The sequence below is a fragment of the Nostoc sp. genome (genome assembly GCF_036919895.1).
GTDB lineage: Bacteria > Cyanobacteriota > Cyanobacteriia > Cyanobacteriales > Nostocaceae > Nostoc.
This window is the reverse complement of sequence record NZ_JBALBW010000097.1, coordinates 48,330-66,842: the sequence shown is the minus strand read 5'-3', so window position 1 is coordinate 66,842 and position 18,513 is coordinate 48,330. Positions and strand designations below refer to the sequence as shown.

At 43.3% G+C, this 18,513-nt stretch carries 16 protein-coding genes and 1 tRNA gene; 6 read left to right on the top strand and 11 right to left on the bottom strand.

Annotation, left to right across the window (positions count from 1 at the left end; translation table 11 throughout):
• Positions 1-277: 277 nt before the first annotated feature.
• The 5 genes from V7K55_RS19895 to pdhA all read right to left on the bottom strand — a co-directional run bounded on the left by V7K55_RS19895 (position 278) and on the right by pdhA (position 2,851).
• Positions 278-427 carry a hypothetical protein gene (locus V7K55_RS19895; RefSeq protein ID WP_334834331.1) on the bottom strand — a complete coding sequence of 50 codons (150 nt, stop codon included), beginning with the start codon at positions 425-427 and terminating at the stop codon, positions 278-280.
• Positions 428-479: 52 nt separating this feature from the next.
• The gene (locus tag V7K55_RS19890; protein WP_334834330.1) at positions 480-647 is read right to left on the bottom strand and encodes a hypothetical protein; all 168 of its coding nucleotides are present in this window, start codon (positions 645-647) and stop codon (positions 480-482) included.
• A 37-nt stretch (positions 648-684) separates the two neighbouring features.
• Positions 685-756 (bottom strand) — tRNA-Lys (locus V7K55_RS19885).
• Positions 757-817: 61 nt separating this feature from the next.
• Positions 818-1,687, bottom strand: a complete 870-nt coding sequence (locus tag V7K55_RS19880) for an aldose epimerase family protein (protein WP_334834329.1) — start codon at positions 1,685-1,687, stop codon at positions 818-820.
• Between the two features lie 129 nt (positions 1,688-1,816).
• Complete coding sequence (pdhA, locus tag V7K55_RS19875) at positions 1,817-2,851, bottom strand: pyruvate dehydrogenase (acetyl-transferring) E1 component subunit alpha (RefSeq protein ID WP_334834328.1); 1,035 nt, start codon at positions 2,849-2,851, stop codon at positions 1,817-1,819.
• A 767-nt stretch (positions 2,852-3,618) separates the two neighbouring features.
• Between pdhA and V7K55_RS19870 the strand changes: the two genes are divergently transcribed.
• Complete coding sequence (locus V7K55_RS19870) at positions 3,619-5,925, top strand: IMS domain-containing protein (RefSeq protein ID WP_334834327.1); 2,307 nt, start codon at positions 3,619-3,621, stop codon at positions 5,923-5,925.
• Positions 5,926-5,941: 16 nt separating this feature from the next.
• On the opposite strand, the gene dhaL is transcribed toward V7K55_RS19870, so the two are convergent.
• From dhaL to V7K55_RS19845, 5 genes are all read right to left on the bottom strand, one after another.
• Complete coding sequence (gene dhaL / locus V7K55_RS19865; protein WP_334834326.1) at positions 5,942-6,571, bottom strand: dihydroxyacetone kinase subunit DhaL; 630 nt, start codon at positions 6,569-6,571, stop codon at positions 5,942-5,944.
• Positions 6,572-6,587: 16 nt separating this feature from the next.
• Positions 6,588-7,661 carry a dihydroxyacetone kinase subunit DhaK gene (gene dhaK, locus V7K55_RS19860; protein ID WP_334834324.1) on the bottom strand — a complete coding sequence of 358 codons (1,074 nt, stop codon included), beginning with the start codon at positions 7,659-7,661 and terminating at the stop codon, positions 6,588-6,590.
• A gap of 343 nt (positions 7,662-8,004) precedes the next feature.
• Complete coding sequence (locus V7K55_RS19855; RefSeq protein ID WP_334834322.1) at positions 8,005-8,880, bottom strand: MBL fold metallo-hydrolase; 876 nt, start codon at positions 8,878-8,880, stop codon at positions 8,005-8,007.
• A 176-nt stretch (positions 8,881-9,056) separates the two neighbouring features.
• Complete coding sequence (locus V7K55_RS19850; protein WP_334834321.1) at positions 9,057-10,010, bottom strand: heme o synthase; 954 nt, start codon at positions 10,008-10,010, stop codon at positions 9,057-9,059.
• Between the two features lie 236 nt (positions 10,011-10,246).
• Complete coding sequence (locus V7K55_RS19845) at positions 10,247-11,179, bottom strand: COX15/CtaA family protein (RefSeq protein WP_334834319.1); 933 nt, start codon at positions 11,177-11,179, stop codon at positions 10,247-10,249.
• A gap of 580 nt (positions 11,180-11,759) precedes the next feature.
• On the opposite strand from V7K55_RS19845, the gene V7K55_RS19840 reads away from it, so the two are divergent.
• Entirely contained in the window at positions 11,760-12,848 is a 1,089-nt protein-coding gene (locus V7K55_RS19840) for a cytochrome c oxidase subunit II (RefSeq protein ID WP_334834318.1), read from the top strand.
• A gap of 36 nt (positions 12,849-12,884) precedes the next feature.
• On the top strand, positions 12,885-14,621 hold the full coding sequence (gene ctaD / locus V7K55_RS19835; RefSeq protein ID WP_334834316.1) for a cytochrome c oxidase subunit I: 1,737 nt from the start codon (positions 12,885-12,887) through the stop codon (positions 14,619-14,621).
• Between the two features lie 42 nt (positions 14,622-14,663).
• Here ctaD and V7K55_RS19830 read toward each other — a convergent pair whose 3' ends face one another.
• Complete coding sequence (locus tag V7K55_RS19830) at positions 14,664-14,843, bottom strand: hypothetical protein (RefSeq protein ID WP_334834315.1); 180 nt, start codon at positions 14,841-14,843, stop codon at positions 14,664-14,666.
• Between V7K55_RS19830 and V7K55_RS19825 the strand changes: the two genes are divergently transcribed.
• From V7K55_RS19825 to V7K55_RS19815, 3 genes are all read left to right on the top strand, one after another.
• Positions 14,842-15,468, top strand: coding sequence for a cytochrome c oxidase subunit 3 (locus tag V7K55_RS19825; RefSeq protein ID WP_334834314.1), 627 nt, complete (start codon positions 14,842-14,844; stop codon positions 15,466-15,468). The genes V7K55_RS19830 and V7K55_RS19825 overlap by 2 nt on opposite strands.
• Positions 15,469-15,838: 370 nt before the next feature.
• Complete coding sequence (locus V7K55_RS19820) at positions 15,839-17,104, top strand: serine/threonine-protein kinase (RefSeq protein WP_334834313.1); 1,266 nt, start codon at positions 15,839-15,841, stop codon at positions 17,102-17,104.
• 277 nt (positions 17,105-17,381) lie between these two features.
• Positions 17,382-18,461, top strand: coding sequence for a PstS family phosphate ABC transporter substrate-binding protein (locus V7K55_RS19815; protein WP_334834312.1), 1,080 nt, complete (start codon positions 17,382-17,384; stop codon positions 18,459-18,461).
• The last annotated feature ends 52 nt before the right edge of the window (positions 18,462-18,513 follow it).

Sequence of the window (18,513 nt, the reverse complement as noted above, 5' to 3'; positions counted from 1 at the left end):
TGGTAGCCCAGTTATCTAAAATGGTGATTTCAAACTGTTTCGGTGACAGATGCCGCGATCGCCTTTTCCTCTGACTATTGCATTTGGGACTATATTGTGCATAGTTAATGTAATTTAACGCGCTGACTGCAATTAAAAAGAGCGATCGCACTTCCTTGGATAAGACAAGCGATCGCCCTACACATCATCAAAAAAATAAAAAGAGAAGAAAATAATTATTGTTTATGGAGTACTCGTGTATTTTAGTACTCCATCAATGTTTTTGATTCCATTGATGTTAGTAGCAGTTTGTACAAATTGACCATTCATCTACCCCTACCCCTTGCGCCCAATCCCCCCGATAAAGGTGATAATACGCTAGTGATTTGTAAGCTTCATCTGCGTGAGGAGCCTGTTGGAGGACAGATTGCTCAAAATTCGCCCGCATGTGTTACTTCCAGTTGAAAAGCTCAATTCAGTTATTCACCTTTAACTCGCACTTAAGTAACCGTATAATTACTGAAATGACTGACAACTTCGTTAATTTCGCTTAAACTGTAATCTTTTTTATCTTTAGTAAAAAGCGATCGCTGATCCGAAAATTTTTGGTTCCCAACAGCGATCGGATTCAGAAATTTCCTAACAATAAAACTCGCTTCTACTTTCATCTCAAAAGCTTCAGCGAGTATTTTTTAAACTTCTATATGGGTCGCCCGGGATTCGAACCCGGAACTAATCGGTTAAAAGCCGAGTACTCTACCGTTGAGTTAGCGACCCTTTCGCTTTATTTCGCAACTTTGCCATCATAGCATATACATCTGTAGATTTGTAAAGTGGTTTATAAAAAATTAGCAGTCAACCTTATAGATGCTGTGTGGCTAGCTCCTGGCGCTAACACAGTCAGGTTATCACCAGTATTGAGAGAGTTACGAGTTGCACTCCACGGTTCTAGACAGTAGAATTCTTTGCCTTTGACTGTCCAAAATACCAGGTAAGTAGAGAAATCATCATAATCCAAGGTCAGTTTTAACTTCCGACTGCCATCTGTCGCAGTAGCCGATTGACTCGTTAACTTTCCAAAGGCAAAATCAATTTCATCACGGCTAAAGTCAAAATTGCCGTCAAAAGAGTGAATTTCCTTAGTTTGATTATCTTGATACTGCTTAGAGGGAATTTCAACCTCTAGCTGAGTTTTATCACCACACAAAAAGTAGGGATGGAAACCAGCCGAAAAAGGCATTGGTGTGGATGACAAGTTTTTATACTGCTGCCGAACTTCTAGAGTATTACCTTGAAGTTCGTAGGTGAAAGCTAGCTGAAAATCAAAAGGATAAACTGCCTTAGTTTGCTCATTACTATCAAGAACAACAGTGAGGCTAGCTTTATCTCCAGTTTTTTGTTCTGTTGCTTTCCACGGCAATTCCCGCGCAAAACCGTGTTGCTTGAGAGTATATTTTTGACCGTTATGAGTGTAAGTATTATCTGGTAGATTGCCACAAATCGGAAACAAAATTGGATTCCCACCTCTGACGCTCAACTCAGGGTGAGTAAAGCGTTCAGTATCCAGGTAGAAAATTTCTTGTCCTTGAATGCGCCAACAGGTGACAATCCCACCGCGTTCGGGTACGACTTCCAATTGAGAACCAGCGGCTTCGTCAGAAAGAATGTACGTCTTGTACTGTTGCTGTTGAACTGCAATGCTAAACACAAATTTTAGTCCTGGGATTAGGGATTAGGGATTAGGGATTAGGGATTAGGGATTAGGGATTAGGGATTAGGGATTGGGAAATCTTTCCAGTATCCCAATACTCAGTCCCCAGTCCCCAATTCCCAGAATTTACTCGTCTTCTGCAAACACGAAACGATATAACTCGCTGGGGTCTGGTTCGGGGCTGTCTTCGGCGAATTTAACGGCTTCGTCGATTACATCCTGAATTTTCCGATCGATAGCTTTGATTTCTCCTTCATCCGCCAAATTTTGCTCCAGCAAATAAGCTGCCAACTTCTTAATTGGGTCGCGGGCGAACCAAAATTCTTTCTCCGCTTTGCTTCGCATTTCATCTGGGTCAGCCAATGAGTGACCCCGAAAGCGGTAGGTCAGCGCCTCAATTAATGTTGGGCCTTCACCCGCACGGGCACGGGCTACGGCTTCTTGAGCCACGGCTCGGACTGCTAGTACATCCATGCCATCTACTTCCACGCCCACCATGTTAAACACACTGGCTTTTTTATAAATCTCTGGCTGGGAAGTCGCCCGTTCGTGAGACATCCCAATGGCCCACTTATTATTTTCGACTACAAACAGAATTGGCAGTTTCCATAAAGCTGCCATATTTAGTGTCTCAAAAAACTGACCATTATTAGCTGCACCGTCACCAAAAAAGCAAGCTGTCACTTGGTCAGCGTTTTTATCTCCCAGCACTTCGCGGCGGTATTTGCTTTGAAAAGCTGCTCCAGCTGCTACAGGAATTCCCTCAGCCACAAAAGCATAGCCACCCAGCAAGCGATGTTCGGCAGAAAACATGTGCATAGAACCACCGCGCCCTTTGCTGCAACCTGTGGCTTTGCCAAATAATTCTGCCATTACCTCTCTTGCTGGTACACCCGCACTTAAAGCATGAACGTGGTCGCGGTAAGTACTACAAACGTAATCTTCACCTGGTCGCATTGACTGGACAACACCAGTACAAACTGCTTCTTGACCGTTGTACAAATGGACAAAACCAAACATTTTGCCCCTGTAGTACATTTCAGCGCACTTGTCTTCAAACAAGCGCCCTAATACCATGTCTTCATACAACCATAATCCTTCTTCTTTAGTAATGCGCGTATTAGCAGGATTAAATGTGGGTAAAGTACGCTCTTGAACCATTATTTTTGAGTATCCCTGTTGTACAACTTAAAGTTACGGTCTTAAATAAGTTGGTCTGCTAAAACCTCAGCTTTTAACAGGCTAGCGTTTGTAAGACTCAACAATCAAACTTTATTTATGCACCAAAAAAGGGTCTTAGGGAATAGGTGAATTTTTAATTTTTGATTTTTAACTTTTCAGCCCATACCCCGTGAGGATTTGACTTTAACGACAATATATGTTGCTTTAAGTTATTCTCTCTCACTTTTCCCCTTCATAGACTAGCAATCAAGATCGACTGCTTTCTGCATATCCACTAACAATTTAAAAAAAAGGACGCAAAAATCTATAGACCCAAGTAGGTAATTGTAATTAAAGGTTAATTATGATATCATCTTGTTCTCTTGTTATCAGGGTCAATTCCCCATAGTAGTATTTTTGTTACTGCATACTGGGAAAGTACCGAAAAAATCAATCATCAATAGATTCTAGGAACCACAACATTTATGCCGTGATTAAAAGCGGTAGTTGTGGTTTGTGGTATCGAAGGCTGATAATAGTCTGTGTTAAACAAAAATACTAAGAATTAAGACAAACAATTGAGGCTTTCTAGGCGAAAGCAAAAAATTAGTACTAAAATGTGACTCAAAATTTCGGGAAGGTACAAAACAAGTTGTTGCAATATACACTTGTAGAGTAAGTTCTACACGGCATTTTTATGGCACGGTTTTACAGACCTGGAAAGCTCTAGGTAAATTATGTTGATCACGGTGCAGGGGAAGTAGGCTGTGCGAATTCCGCTAGATTACTACCGAATTTTAGGACTACCGTTGGCGGCAAGTGAAGAACAATTGCGTCAGGCATACAGCGATCGCATTGTACAATTGCCACGACGTGAGTATTCTCAGGCAGCAATTTCTTCTCGTAAACAACTCATAGAAGAAGCTTACGTGGTTTTATCAGATCCAAAACAACGCAGTACCTACGATCAGCTTTATCTTGCCCATGCCTATGACCCTGATAACCTTGCTGCTGCCGCAGTAGCGCTGGAAAATCGTCCAGAAAGCACTAAAAGGGGTATTGACACTCAAAGTCTGGGTATCGAAATTACCCAAGACGAATTAGTTGGTGCTTTATTAATTTTGCAAGAGTTGGGGGAATATGAACTTGTTTTAAAACTAGGTCGTCCGTACCTGGTAAATAAAAATGGTGCTACAAGTGCAAGAAAGAGCAGTAATTTAGCAGACGAAGAAATTTATGAAAATGCAGAACATCCTAATGTTGTTCTCACTGTTGCCCTTGCTTGTTTAGAATTAGGTCGCGAACAGTGGCAGCAAGGTCACTACGAAAATGCTGCCATATCCCTAGAAACTGGGCAAGAACTGCTAGTACGCGAAGGGTTGTTCTCTAGTGTCCAGGCGGAAATTCAGGCGGATCTTTATAAATTGCGACCATATCGAATTTTGGAGTTGTTGGCACTACCTCAAGAAAAGACTGCCGAACGCAGCCAAGGCTTGGAATTATTGCAAAATCTTTTAGAAGATCGTGGTGGCATTGATGGCACAAACAATGATGACTCTGGCTTAAATATAGATGACTTTCTGCGATTTATCCAGCAGTTACGCAACCACTTAACAGTCGCAGAACAGCACAAGTTATTTGAAGCCCAAAGCAAACGTTCTTCTGCTGTTGCCACTTACTTAGCTGTTTATGCATTGATAGCACGGGGATTTGCTCAACGGCAACCTGCTTTAATTCGTCAAGCAAGGCAAATGCTTCTGCGTCTGGGTAAGCGCCAAGATGTCCATTTAGAACAGTCGTTATGTGCGTTACTTTTGGGACAAACTGAAGAAGCAACTCGGGTTTTAGAACTTAGTCAGGAGTACGAGGCTTTAGCTTTTATTCGGGAAAAATCTCAAGACTCTCCAGATTTATTACCTGGGCTGTGTCTATATGCCGAACAGTGGTTGCAACACGAAGTATTTCCCCATTTCCGAGATTTAGCAAACCAGCAAGCTTTCCTAAAAGATTACTTTGCTAACCAACAAGTGCAAGCTTATTTAGAAGCACTGCCAAATGATGCAGAAACAACTAATGAATGGACTGTAATTAACCCCCAGTCTTTTCCTCGGTCTAAGACAAATAATCCTCATTTCCACAACAATTCAACTAGGAATTCAGGGCAATCTAATCACAGCAGAACGCCTAACTCAGATTTACCAGAAACACCAATAAAAGAAATACCTGAATATCCAAACTTCTCACCGCCTCTGTGGAATTCATCTGAAAGTGTAAAATCAGAGGTTCCTGCTGCTGAACGGGTGAGCAGAGACACTAATCAGCATTTGAACGGTTCAGGTAAAAGTCCCGCGCCCAGTCATAATCAAAAGCGCAGAAGGAGAAAACCAACTCCATCTGTGAGCCGAGAGCGTGTACTAGATAATCGTCCTCATGCTCGTCGTCCCCGGCGGCGGCGAACTTTTGCGAACACCATAGAAGGAAAAACACGGCTCGTATGGAGAGTGTTTATTTCCTTGGTAAGTATATTAGTTTTTTGGGTGTTAGCCACAACAACTTTTGGATGGTTAAAAAATCTGTTTTTTCCTCCACTCTCTCCGAACGAGCCACGGTTGGTTATAGGGATAAATCAACCACCAGTATCTATTCCTGATGCAAATAGCAAACTAGAATCAGAAGAAGGCCCTTTAACAAAGACAACGGCAGAGAAAGTTATTGGGACTTGGTTATCTACCAAAGCCGCAGCTTTAGGGCCAAATCATGAGATTAATAATTTAGACCAGATTTTAACAGGTTCAGCTTTATCTCAATGGCGGCTGATTGCTCAACAGGATAGGTCAGACAATCGCTACCGCAAGTACAGCCATAGTTTAAAAGTGGAATCTGTCGAGAAAATTGATTTATTTGCAGATCGGGCAGCAGTGGAAGCTACGGTAAAGGAAGTGACGCAGTTATATGAAAATGGTCAGTTTAAAAACTCTTCTAACGATAATTTGCGAGTTAGGTATGATTTGATTCGAGAACGAGGTAAATGGCGTATTCAGAGTGCATCTGTTGTGAATCAAATAACCAGATAAGTTGGAAAAAATAGTATTACCTAGAACTATCCAATACCCCTAGTAAACTTTTCAACATCAAATAAGCAGAAGTCCCTCCTGGATCTGGATGTCCGATACTCCGTTTCCCCAGATAGCTAGCCCGTCCCTTCCTCGCTTGCATTGGTATAGTTTCTTTTAATCCCCTTTGGGCTGCTGCTACAGCCTGTTGCATCGCTTCCAGCGTTCCCTCTCCTACAGACTGCCTAAAAGCGTCTACAGATGGAGACAGTACATCCACCATTGTTTTGTCTCCTAGTTGAGCTTTGCCACGTTGCAGCACACCGTCTAAGCCTGCCTGGAGTAGCTCTAACACATCTTCTGCTGTTAATTCTTGCTTATCTGCTACTGCTGTACTGGCTCGTAAAAACCAGGTTCCATAAAGAGGGCCACTTGCACCGCCAATGGAAGAAATCAAGGTCATACTGACACTTTTGAGAATGTTGCTGATGTCCTTGTCTATAAGAGTTGGTAACTGAATACTTACCTTTTTAAAGCCACGATCCATATTGATACCGTGATCGGCATCTCCGATCGCAGCATCTAATTCTGTCAAATATGCTTTATTCTCCTCTATATCAGTTGCATAAGCCTCTAACCATTGCAATATCTGCGCTTGAGTTACCATAATAATTCGTAATTAGTTAAATTCCCCAGCGCCAACTTGGTGTTTTTACTTGTGCATCCCATAACCGGATCATTTCATCATCTAATTTCAGCAGGGTAATGGAGCAACCTTGCATTTCTAGAGATGTGATGTAAGGGCCGATTAAGTTTCGCACAATTTGCAATCCTTGCTGTTCGCAGATTTGGGCGAGTTTGCGGTAAACAATATACAGTTCAGAAATTGGGGTTCCACCCATACTATTGACGAAAGCTAATAGGCGATCGCCTTTTGCAAATGGTAGATTTGTTAGTTCTACATCTATCCATTCTCCTTTATCTTCATCCCATTCGCGTAGTATGCGGCTGTATGCTTTATCCTCAATGAGCGATCGCGTCAAAACTTCGGTAATTTCATCTACTGATTTGATAGCTGTACGTTCTATTCCTGGTTCACCGTGGATACCGATACCTAATTCAATTTCGCGATCGCTCAATTCAAATGTTGGCGTTCCATTAGCGGGGACTGTACAAGATGTTAGGGCAATTCCCATACTTCGCCCATTCAGATTTACTCGGCGACATAAATTTGCTATTTGTGGCAAATCATACCCAGCCTCAGCCGCCGCGCCACAAATTTTTTCCGCCAGTATTGTTGTTCCCACACCCCGCCGTCCTTGGGTATAGAGGCTATCCTTAACTGCTACGTCGTCATCAATTAAAATATTTAAGACTCGGATACCCTCAGCACGGGCTAATTCCGTGGCCATTTCAAAGTTCATCACATCGCCACTGTAATTTTTGACGATATAAAGGATACCAGAGCCTCCATCTACTCGTTTGGCTGCTTCTAGCATTTGGTCGGGAGTCGGTGAAGTGAAAACCTCACCAGGACAAGCTGCATCAAGCATTCCTTTGCCTACGAAGCCAGCGTGCATGGGTTCATGTCCACTGCCACCACCTGAAATAATTGCTACTTTACCCGGAATAGGTGCATCGGCTCGATAGACAAAAGTAGGATCGTAGTTCAGTTTAATTAAATCGGAATGAGCCGCCGCCATACCTTCTAGACTTTCCCGCACAAAGTCTTCTGGCTTGTTGATCAGCTTTTTCATAATCCGTGTCTGGGTAAAAGGGTTCTAAAACCCAGGTTATAGCGATCGCTGGTTTGTATGCAATATGTAGCGGTTCTCAGTTGAGTGCAGTACAGATTTAACCCCCAATCCCTTCCTTAAATTTGTTATTTCGGCATACTCATTTGTTATTTCGGCGTGTCCATAACGCACCCTACGAAACTATTAGAAGAGTTGAAACCTATACTGGTCATACTTGTGTGTACACCGTAGCCTAAAAAGAGAGAGACTTTGAATTTTCCCCCTTCCCGCGTCGGCAAGAAGGTTAGGGGGTTAAGTTCTTCGTGGGCTTTTTCAGATGACCAAATAATTATGAATTATTCGGTCAATCCAAAGATTCCATTAACTCAATACACTTGTGCATCTGCTGGCGCATGGTTTCCCTATCAGCATGAAACCTTCGCCCATGACCTGGTAGCACCCACTCAAAAGAGTAATTAGCCAAGTTACGCATCGATTTAGTCTGTTCTGACCAAGAATACCAGCAGGCATTGTGGAATGCAGCTAGTTGATGCAAGCTTTCTGACCAAGCGAGATGATCGCCAGTGAAGAGAAACTTATTTTGATAAAGTAGGACGGTTTGTCCTTTGGTGTGACCGGGAACTGGGATAATTAATAAATCTGGTGTCAAAGTAAATGGTTCAGCACCAGTTAGCTGTATTTCTACATTGCGAGTATCCGCAGTAATATCATCAACGTGGAGGATGCGATCGCACTGAAAATGCTCGGCAAATTTCTGATGATCTGCCACATCATCCTTATGAGTTAGGTACATATAACGAATCGGCCCCAGTTCTTCTAAACGCTTGACTAAAGGCGGCGTAAACCGGGGCGAATCCACTAAAATGTTACCTTCTGGAAGTTGAATTAAATAGCTAGCAGCACCGTAAGATTTTTCAGAATGATAGCCGCAGTGGTAAATATTTTCCGTTACTAATATTGGAAACTTTTCTTGAGCTACTTTGATATCTTTGGGTTTCTCAACTGTGCCAATAGAACTGGTAGGACAAGCTAAAAGTGCTTGCAGTGCGGCTAATCTTTCCGTTTCATTAGTTGGTTGATGATAAACAGCCGATTGGTCATCTACATCATAAAATACTTCAGGAGCCATCCAGCGACAGGTATCACAATCAATACAGGTAGTATCTACATAAAAATCGCCGTTGACATTTTGGGGACGACGCTGATTTAAATGAGCCATATTAATCCTTTTGCCTCCACGCGCTTGCTGGGGAGCGATAAACTCTATATCACTACGCTAGCAAAAGTAACTTGAGACTGGAGCCGCCACTAGAAGTAAATTTGCTCAATGGATTTTAAGTTTTAGAGATGCGATCGCGCCCCTTTACCAAACGCGATCGCTAAATTTTCCATCCCCTAAGCTATAAAATGCAACTGATTGATCGCTGCATTAATTAAATTATGGGTAACGGGAAGACTATCAACTACCATCCCCAGACACAACAGCATCATGTAGGAGATGGAAAAGAGAAACAACTCTTTAGCTACAGCGCGATCCTCTGGATTTTGCAACAACCGCCAAGACTTGTGGATAAATAATCCTCCCAGACTTACAGCGATCGCAGCATAAAGAATTCCACTCGCGCCCAAGGGATAAAACAATAACACGGTTGCAACTACAGTTAGCAGCGTATAGTACCAAATCTGCTTCACGGTTACTATAGTACCTTCAATCACAGGTAACATTGGTATCCCAACTTTTGCGTAGTCATCCTTAATCATCAGGGCTAAAGCCCAGAAATGGGGTGGTGTCCACAAAAAGACGATGCCAAAAAGTAACCATGCTGACCAGCTTAAAGTGCCCGTGACAGCAGCCCAACCCACTAACGCCGGAATTGCCCCAGCCGCCCCACCAACAACGATATTCTGGGTGGTGTGGCGTTTTAGCCAGTGAGTATAGACCAAAATATAAAAGACGATGCCAGAGAAAGCTAGCGAGGCGGCTAACAAATTGGCAAATACTGCTAGGAGTGTAAAGGAAAGAGTCGCCAGTGCGATCGCAAAAATTAGAGCATCGCGCGGCTGAACCTTACCGGAAGGCATCGGACGATGGCGCGTCCGCTCCATGTCATAATCAATATCGCGATCGTAGATACAGTTAATCGTCTGGGCGCTTGCAGCAGCCAAAGTGCCACCAGTGAGAGTTACTAGCAACAGCAATGGATCGACTTCTCCCTTAGCAGCAATCCACATACTCCCAGCCGTGGTAATCAAAAGCAACGGAATAATCCGAGGCTTCGTTAGCTGGTAATAACTTTGAACTACCTGGAAGAATGTTTGGTGGTGGCGAGAGACATTAGTCTCAATCATTTTGGCTCTGGTTCCTTATTTTTCAACAAAAACTTATATACAGCTATACAGCCCATGCTCAAGCTGGCTCTTTCAGACAAACGAAAACACAGATTTTCTGCACCCGCGTAGGTCGCAATACTCGCCGTTGCGTCCTTCATCGTTTAGTGGGGAGTGGGGAGAGCAGGGGGAGCAGGGGGAGAAGAACTGTTAATTATTGCCCCATGCCCAATGCCCCATTCCCAATGCCCCATTCCCTACTCAACACTCAGCATTCGTGACTCAGCACTTGAATCACGCAACGCAAGAACTGTGAAAGCCACCAAAGTACCCAGCAAAGCTGCTCCTATAGCTTGATGAGAGACGGTGAGAGGTTCGACTTGGAGATGTAATTTGAAAGTGGCGAATCCCAACAAGATTTGTAATGTCAACAACCCACCAGCCATATTTGCCAGTTGCCGTAAGGCTGGATGTAGTGCTGGTGTCCGCCAACAGATAAATACCATTGCCAAGATTGCCACTGTTGGCGGCACTAAACCAGCAATATGGCTGTACATCACAGTACAAAGTTGAGAACCGCCTAAGCATTGGTGTAGCGCCCAGCGAGAGCCTACCAAAGCACCCAAGAGACTTTGTAGGTAAACCAGAACAGCAGCAGTTAAACCGACCCAAGGCAACTTCCCAACGGTTCCATTCCCCTGATAGGGGGTGAGTGCTGTGCCGATAATCAGGAGCGTACTAAAAAATAACAGCGCCGTTCCTAAATGGGCGGTAACGATATCAAACCGCAACAGTTCGGTAACGGTGAGTCCTCCCAAGATGCCTTGGAAGACGATTAAAAACAGGGCGAATGTGGATGCCCAAGGTAGCCAAGAGGGTAAGACACGACGATGCCACCAGGACAAACCGAAAAGTGCGATCGCGCTTAAACCTATTATTGCTGCATCCAATCTGTGAAACCACTCCAGAAACACCTGGAGATTCATTTGCTTGGCTGGCACAAGTTCGCCATAGCATAAGGGCCAGTCTGGGCAAGCAAGTCCAGCATTCATCACGCGGGTGGCACTGCCTATTGCCATCAAAATTAAGGTGGCTATGCATATTTTCCACACCAAGCGCCGAATCATTTCCTTGGGCTTTTGCTGCTCAAGAGCCGCTTCATTTTGTTGTTGTAGGACAAATTCGCTCATGAATGATACCTTCTGCCTGCTCTTGGTGGCTCTCTTAAAATTTTCAATCTTCTTTTAGTGTCCTATCTTCACCCTAGCGTATAGGCTAAAGGTTTATAGATTAGCACTCACTTATACTTTGAATCACTCCAGCAAGGTTTTGCCTGAAGCTTTAGGTATTTTTCAAGATGTCAGAAATTGATTGAACTGGGGACTGGGGACTGGGGATTAGGGATTGGGACAATTTTGATGGGTATTCAAACCCTAACCAAAATTGGGAAAAATACTCTTCTTTCCTAGTCCCCAGTAAAGAGTCTCGGAGCGCCCATTCCTCATCAACTTCAGTACAGCAAGTTGGTGAGGAATCGGGGCGACCCGTTAATGGCAATTAATTTAAGCATTATAAATTTTTCCTTAAATTTTTTCACTGGTTTGCATCTATTTTTGGCGTTGTATGATAGTAAACTCATACTCAAAATTACTAAAATAGCCAAAAAAATTAATAAAAATTTCAGACCTTTGTCCCCCATGTCTGACAGCCTAGACTACCTTAGTAAGTGAGTAGCTTCGAGATAACATAGTAAATTCAATTAAGTAAGCCGTGAAGATTCCAAGTTCCATCTGGACATTACTCATTGGCATCGTGCTAACGCTAGCCAGCTTTTGGTACGGTCAAAATCACGGTCTGTTGCCAGCAGCCGCCACTGATGAAGCCGTCTTGGTGGATGGTCTGTTCAACGCGATGATGATCGTTTCTACAGGGATATTTCTACTCGTTGAAGGTATTTTAATTTACTCCGCATTTAAATACCGTCGGCGTGCAGGTGACAATGAAGACGGCCCACCAGTTGAGGGCAATGTACCTCTAGAAATTCTCTGGACGGCGATCCCAGCAATTATCGTTATCGGTATTTCTGTTTACAGCTTTGATGTTTACAACGAAATCGGTGGCTTTGATCCCCATGCTATCCATGAAGCACCGATGAATCAGGAGTCGATGAAAATGCCAGGGCATGGAAGTGCTATGGCCGCAACTTTAAGCGATAGTCCTCCCAACACCGAACCCAACCTCAATCAAGAAAAATCTGATGAGGCAATGCAAGATCCAGCTACGGCAGAAGTTCGTAATGCTGACCAAATTCCCCAACTGCGGAATGCCCCAGGTGTCGGTATTGTTGCCCCGACGATTGGGGGAACTCCTGATAAAGCAGGCAAACCAGCACAATTACAGGTCAACGTCACAGGTTTACAATATGCCTGGATTTTCACCTATCCTGAAACTGGTATCACTACAGGTGAAATGCACGTCCCCATCGGGCGAGAAGTGGAAATCAATATGACAGCCAACGATGTCATCCATGCTTTTTGGGTTCCAGAGTTCCGCCTGAAACAAGATGCGATCCCCGGTAGGCAAAGCAATATTCGCTTCACCCCCAAAATAGCAGGAGATTATGTCCTGATCTGTGCTGAACTTTGTGGCCCCTATCACGGTGCAATGAGAGCGCCAGTAGTTGTTGAGTCAGAAGAAGCATTTGGCAAATGGATGCAAGAACAGCTAGTTGCCAGCAAAGAAACGCTAAATCAAGCCGTTGCTGTTAACCCAGCGAATTTATCCCCAAATGATTTTCTCGCTCCTTACACCAAGGACATGGGAATTAAACCAGAAATCCTCCATCAAGTTCACCATTAGTCACTCAATACTCAACACTTTGCACTCAGCACTCTTATGACACAAGCTCAGTTGCAAGAAACTGCCAATATCCCCGCCCTTCTTGAAGAACCAGGGGTCAGAAAATGGCAAGACTTCTTTGGCTTTCAAACCGACCATAAGGTGATTGGGATTCAATACCTAGTCACTTCGTTTATTTTTTACTGCATTGGCGGCGTAATGGCTGACTTGGTTCGCACCGAACTGCGAACCCCAGAGGTAGATTTTGTCACCCCAGAAGTCTACAACAGTCTATTCACGCTGCACGCCACAATCATGATTTTCTTGTGGATTGTGCCAGCCGGAGCAGGATTTGCTAACTATCTAATTCCCCTGATGATTGGGGCAAAAGATATGGCATTTCCTCGGCTGAATGCTGTTGCCTTTTGGATGATTCCCCCTGCGGGTGTGTTGCTAATCGCTAGTTTAGTGGTAGGCGATGCACCTGATGCCGGTTGGACTTCCTACCCTCCCCTGAGTTTGGTAACAGGACAAGTGGGTGAGGGCATTTGGATTATGAGTGTCCTGCTGCTGGGTACGTCCTCAATTTTGGGGTCGATAAATTTCCTGGTGACATTGATCAAGATGCGTATCCCTAGCATGGACATCCACAAAATGCCCTTGTTTTGCTGGGCGATGTTTGCTACTTCCTCACTGGTTTTGGTATCAACCCCAGTCTTAGCAGCAGGTCTGATTCTACTTTCCTTTGACTTAATTGCCGGTACAACATTTTTTAACCCAACTGGCGGTGGCGACCCTGTAGTATACCAACACATGTTTTGGTTTTACTCCCATCCAGCCGTTTACATCATGATTTTGCCCTTCTTTGGCGCAATTTCAGAAATTATCCCCATCCATTCTCGCAAGCCGATTTTTGGCTATAAAGCGATCGCTTATTCGTCTCTTGCTATTAGCTTTTTGGGGCTAATTGTTTGGGCGCACCACATGTTTACCAGCGGTATCCCCGGTTGGTTACGGATGTTCTTTATGATCACCACCATGATCATCGCCGTACCCACAGGGATTAAAATATTTAGCTGGTTAGCAACCATGTGGGGTGGAAAAATCCGGCTTAACAGTGCCATGTTGTTCGCTATCGGCTTTGTTGGCACTTTTGTAATCGGTGGCATCAGTGGCGTGATGTTGGCAGCAGTGCCCTTTGATATTCACGTTCACGATACTTATTTTGTGGTTGCCCACTTGCACTACGTCCTATTTGGCGGTAGCGTATTAGGGATTTTTGCAGCCATTTACCACTGGTTCCCGAAAATGACGGGACGGATGGTAAACGAATTTTGGGGTAAGGTTCACTTTGCCTTGACAATTGTCGGGCTAAACATGACCTTCTTACCCATGCACAAACTAGGTTTAATGGGCATGAATCGCCGGATTGCCCAATATGACCCCAAATTCACCACATTGAACGAAATCTGTACGTATGGTTCTTACATACTGGCAATTTCGACATTCCCCTTCATCATCAATGCTATTTGGAGTTGGTTGTACGGCGAGAAAGCTGGTAATAATCCTTGGAGGGCGCTTACTTTAGAGTGGATGACAACCTCACCACCTGCGATCGAAAATTTCGATCAAACTCCAGTGCTGGCTACAGGCCCCTACGACTACGGTTTGGAAAATGCTAATGAAGGTGTACCTTTATACGATCCCAATCCCGTCTTATCTGGCGGGCCAAACTCAGTATTAAGAGCAGAACCCGACCCAGAGGTTGCCGCTAATCCCGAAGACCGGAAATAAACAGGGGATTGGGGACTGGGAACTGGTGACTAGGGAATAAATTCAAAATACTATTTTCCAATCCCCAATCCCCAATCCCCAATCCCCAATCCCCAATCCCCAATCTCCAATCCCCAATCTCCAATCTCCAATCCCCAATCCCCAATCCCCAATCCCCAATCTCCAATCCCCAATCTCCAATCCCCAATCCCCAATCCCCAATCCCCACTTATCAAAATTCATGCAAAGTCAAATCATTGACCCAGCTAAAACGGAACTGAATCATCACCACGCGGCGGAAGCGTCCGTCGGTCATCACGAAGAACATCCAGACCATCGCCTGTTTGGACTATATGTCTTCCTGATTGCTGAAGGAATGATTTTTATGGGACTGTTCGGAGCTTACTTGGCTTTCCGTGCTACCTTACCCGTGTGGCCGCCAGCAGGGACTCCAGAATTAGAACTATTGTTACCTGGAGTCAACACCATCAATCTAATTTCTAGTAGTTTTGTCATGCACAATGCCGACACTGCTATTAAAAAGAACGATCCGCGAGGTGCGCGAATCTGGTTAGCAATTACCGCTGCGATGGGTGCTATTTTCTTGATCGGTCAAGTATATGAATATACCCATTTAGAATTTGGTTTAACTACCAATTTATTTGCTAGTGCATTTTACGTTTTGACTGGTTTCCACGGATTGCACGTTACTATCGGCGTTTTGGCAATTGTTGCTGTGTTGTGGCGATCGCGCACTCCGGGTCACTATAGTAACGAAAAGCACTTTGGTATTGAAGCAGCTGAAATCTACTGGCACTTCGTTGATGTAATTTGGATTATTTTGTTCGGATTAATTTATCTACTGTGAGTATTAATTAATTAGTTGTTCAATCCACGCGGACAACTTAATCAGCCCTCAATTGGGGGCTTTTTTCATTTTTGAGTTTTGAATTGTTAACTTTTACCCACGGTTGAAAGACTGTGGACTAGTGTTACATTTACTTAAGTGATAAAATTACAAAAGTATTTCATAAATGAATTTTGTATTAAGATACCTATAAAGGTATTAAATAAAGCAATTAAGCAACTAAGGTCAAACTTAGCCTAAGTACTTGTCCGAACTATAGGCCACCCGATGGCTAACTGCCGCAAATACAAGCAAATCTAACAGCAAGCAGTTATTCATAACCTCGCCCAAGCTCTGAATGGTCAGTAAATTAAGAAGTAGTATACGCCACATGAGCCAGAACCCTCTAGTCAGAAAAACACTCCGAAGTCGCTTTGAAACTGTCAAATTGGTGGAAAGCGGAGAATCTGGTAATACTTACTTGTTAAGGGGTACTATACGTAACAGGCATCGATCCTCTCTCAACAGAAAAATACTTCGGAATCGCTTTGAAATTATCAAACACTTAGGAAGTGGAGGTTCTGGTGATACTTACTTAGCCATTGACTTGGATTTACCAGGACAACCCCATTGTGTAGTTAAACATTTCCATCCGAAAGATTCCAACCCTGCTGTTCTACCCATCGCTAAAAAGCTATTCGATCGGGAAGCGGAAGTTTTATACCAGCTAGGCAACGATCACGATCAAATTCCGAGACTGTTTGCCCATTTTAATGAAGATGGAGATTTCTATTTAGTCCAGGAATTTATTGATGGTCATGCCCTTACTCAAGAAATTGTAGCAGGTCAGCGTCTTAGCGAGAATACAGTCTTAAATTTATTAAAAGATATCTTAGAAGTGCTGGCTTTCGTCCACCAACACGATATTATTCACCGAGATATTAAGCCTCAAAACTTAATGCGGCGATACTCCGATGGAAAGATCGTACTAATTGATTTTGGGAGTATTAAGAAAATTGGGGCTTTGGGAGCAGGCTTAACAATTTCTGTTGGGACTCCTGGCTATATGCCAAGCGAACAGGCTAAGGGAAAGCCAAAACTTTGCAGCGATATCTATGCAGTTGGGATGATTGGCATTCAAGCTTTGACAGGTTTAATCCCTGAGCAACTACAAGAAGATCCTAATACTGGAGAAGTTATTTGGCGCGATCGCGCACAGGTAAGTGACAATCTGGCAAATATTTTAGATACAATGGTTCGCGATCGCTATAATCAGCGTTATCAGTCGGCGGCAGAAGCTTTGCAAGCACTTAATTCCGATCTGGAATTGCCACAATCCTCAAAATTTGTTGGTATCAACCAAAACACTGATGATACTTATTTACTAAATTATAGAAACTTTATTTTACTACTAGGAATAGGGCTTGGTGCCACCACTAGTTTGATAGTGATAGTTTTAATCTACACATTTATTAATACAGGTGCATCATCTCCAAACCAACCCACTCAATTAAATAATTTTATAGAAAAATTGGTTGAGCAAAGGTTCAGTAATGTTAATGTGAATCGCTTAATAGCCAAAAGAGGAGCCTGTAAAAGCAATTGCAGCATTAGAAAGACTACTAAAGAGCAAACTGCATCTCACCATAGCAGTTAACTTTGATTTCTGTTCGCATAGCGTGGCATAGCCATATTTATTTGCATAGATAGGCAAGAAACAACAGTAAAGAAGGCTCTTTGAGTCATACTGAGTTTTTTCAAAAATCAAATATGAGTCATACATTAGAAAAAGTTAAGAATCTAACAGCAATCATAAAGATAGCTATTAACTAGCTATTACATATTCACTTTGAATCTAAATATTATGAAAATTATTCTAGGATAAATACTTAGAGATTCCTGTAAGATAAATACAATAAACAATATTTAAAAATATGGACAATACAAATCAAAGAAAATCTTTAATTAATGGTGAAATCGGCCTCTTTCTCAGAGGTTTGATTATTGGTAAAGTTCTAACACTGATGGTTATTGGCGGATTGCTTTGGTGGTTACTAAAGCCGAATTTATTATCCCGCAACAGTGTTAACTCTTCCTCTGCTCAAAATATCAACAGCATCAATAACGCAAACGCATCAACTTTTCAGACAGTTGCTAATGTTCCTCCTGGCTCATTCAACTACGGAGGTAGTACAGCTTGGGCATCTATCCGGCAATTAGTAGATTCTCAGATTCAGAACGATCGCCCGGAACTACAATTACGTTATGTAGACCCTACTAATGCTAGCCCTGGTTCTAGCTCAGGCATTCGGATGTTGCTTGATGGGAAATTGGACTTTGCTCAGTCTTCTCGTCCCCTTACAGACGAAGAACAAGCTATTGCAAAAGAGCGAGGCTTCACCCTTGAGCAACGTCAGGTAGGTATGGATGGAATAGCAGTGGTAGTCAACCCATCTCTTAAGGTGTCGGGTTTAACTGTTGACCAATTGCAGCAGATTTATTTGGGGAAAATTACTAACTGGAATCAAGTCGGTGGGACAAATCTACCCATCACTCCTTTTTCCCAACGACCTGAAGACGCAGATACACTAATATTTCCTAGCAACAGCAACTTAAAGGGGCAAGCACTTGGCTCTAACGTACAATATATCTACTCTGCTACAGAGGCGGTGCGCCAAGTCAGTAAAACCCCTGGTGGTGTGTATTACGCTTCTGCCCGTTCAGTAGTCTTTCAATGTAGCGTAAAAGCTTTGCCATTGGGTCAGACTTCTGATAAGCTAATTCCCCCCTATCGGGAACCGATGGTGTCGCCTGAGCAATGTCCAAGTCAGCGTAACCAGCTAAATACTGAAGCTATCAAAAATGGCAGCTATCCCATGATCGCTAATTTGTTTGTGATTATAAAGCAGAACAAAGGTCGGGAACAACAGATTGGAGATGCGTACACCAAACTTTTATTAACTGACCAAGGACAAAGGGCAATTGAGCAAGCTGGTTTCGTCAGCGTTCGCTAGTACAGCTTAAATCCAGCTACCATCTCCCAAAAAACAAGACTTGGGGCGAAAT

Excerpts from the sequence above, each read along its gene's own strand:
- V7K55_RS19895 (WP_334834331.1), bottom strand. The coding sequence starts at position 427 with ATGCGGGCGAATTTTGAGCAATCTGTCCTCCAACAGGCTCCTCACGCA.
- V7K55_RS19890 (WP_334834330.1), bottom strand. The coding sequence starts at position 647 with ATGAAAGTAGAAGCGAGTTTTATTGTTAGGAAATTTCTGAATCCGATC.
- pdhA (WP_334834328.1), bottom strand. The coding sequence starts at position 2,851 with ATGGTTCAAGAGCGTACTTTACCCACATTTAATCCTGCTAATACGCGC.
- dhaL (WP_334834326.1), bottom strand. The coding sequence starts at position 6,571 with ATGGTAACTCAAGCGCAGATATTGCAATGGTTAGAGGCTTATGCAACT.
- dhaK (WP_334834324.1), bottom strand. The coding sequence starts at position 7,661 with ATGAAAAAGCTGATCAACAAGCCAGAAGACTTTGTGCGGGAAAGTCTA.
- V7K55_RS19855 (WP_334834322.1), bottom strand. The coding sequence starts at position 8,880 with ATGGCTCATTTAAATCAGCGTCGTCCCCAAAATGTCAACGGCGATTTT.
- V7K55_RS19850 (WP_334834321.1), bottom strand. The coding sequence starts at position 10,010 with ATGATTGAGACTAATGTCTCTCGCCACCACCAAACATTCTTCCAGGTA.
- V7K55_RS19845 (WP_334834319.1), bottom strand. The coding sequence starts at position 11,179 with ATGAGCGAATTTGTCCTACAACAACAAAATGAAGCGGCTCTTGAGCAG.
- ctaD (WP_334834316.1), top strand. The coding sequence starts at position 12,885 with ATGACACAAGCTCAGTTGCAAGAAACTGCCAATATCCCCGCCCTTCTT.
- V7K55_RS19825 (WP_334834314.1), top strand. The coding sequence starts at position 14,842 with ATGCAAAGTCAAATCATTGACCCAGCTAAAACGGAACTGAATCATCAC.
- V7K55_RS19830 (WP_334834315.1), bottom strand. The coding sequence starts at position 14,843 with ATGAATTTTGATAAGTGGGGATTGGGGATTGGGGATTGGGGATTGGAG.
- V7K55_RS19820 (WP_334834313.1), top strand. The coding sequence starts at position 15,839 with ATGAGCCAGAACCCTCTAGTCAGAAAAACACTCCGAAGTCGCTTTGAA.
- V7K55_RS19815 (WP_334834312.1), top strand. The coding sequence starts at position 17,382 with ATGGACAATACAAATCAAAGAAAATCTTTAATTAATGGTGAAATCGGC.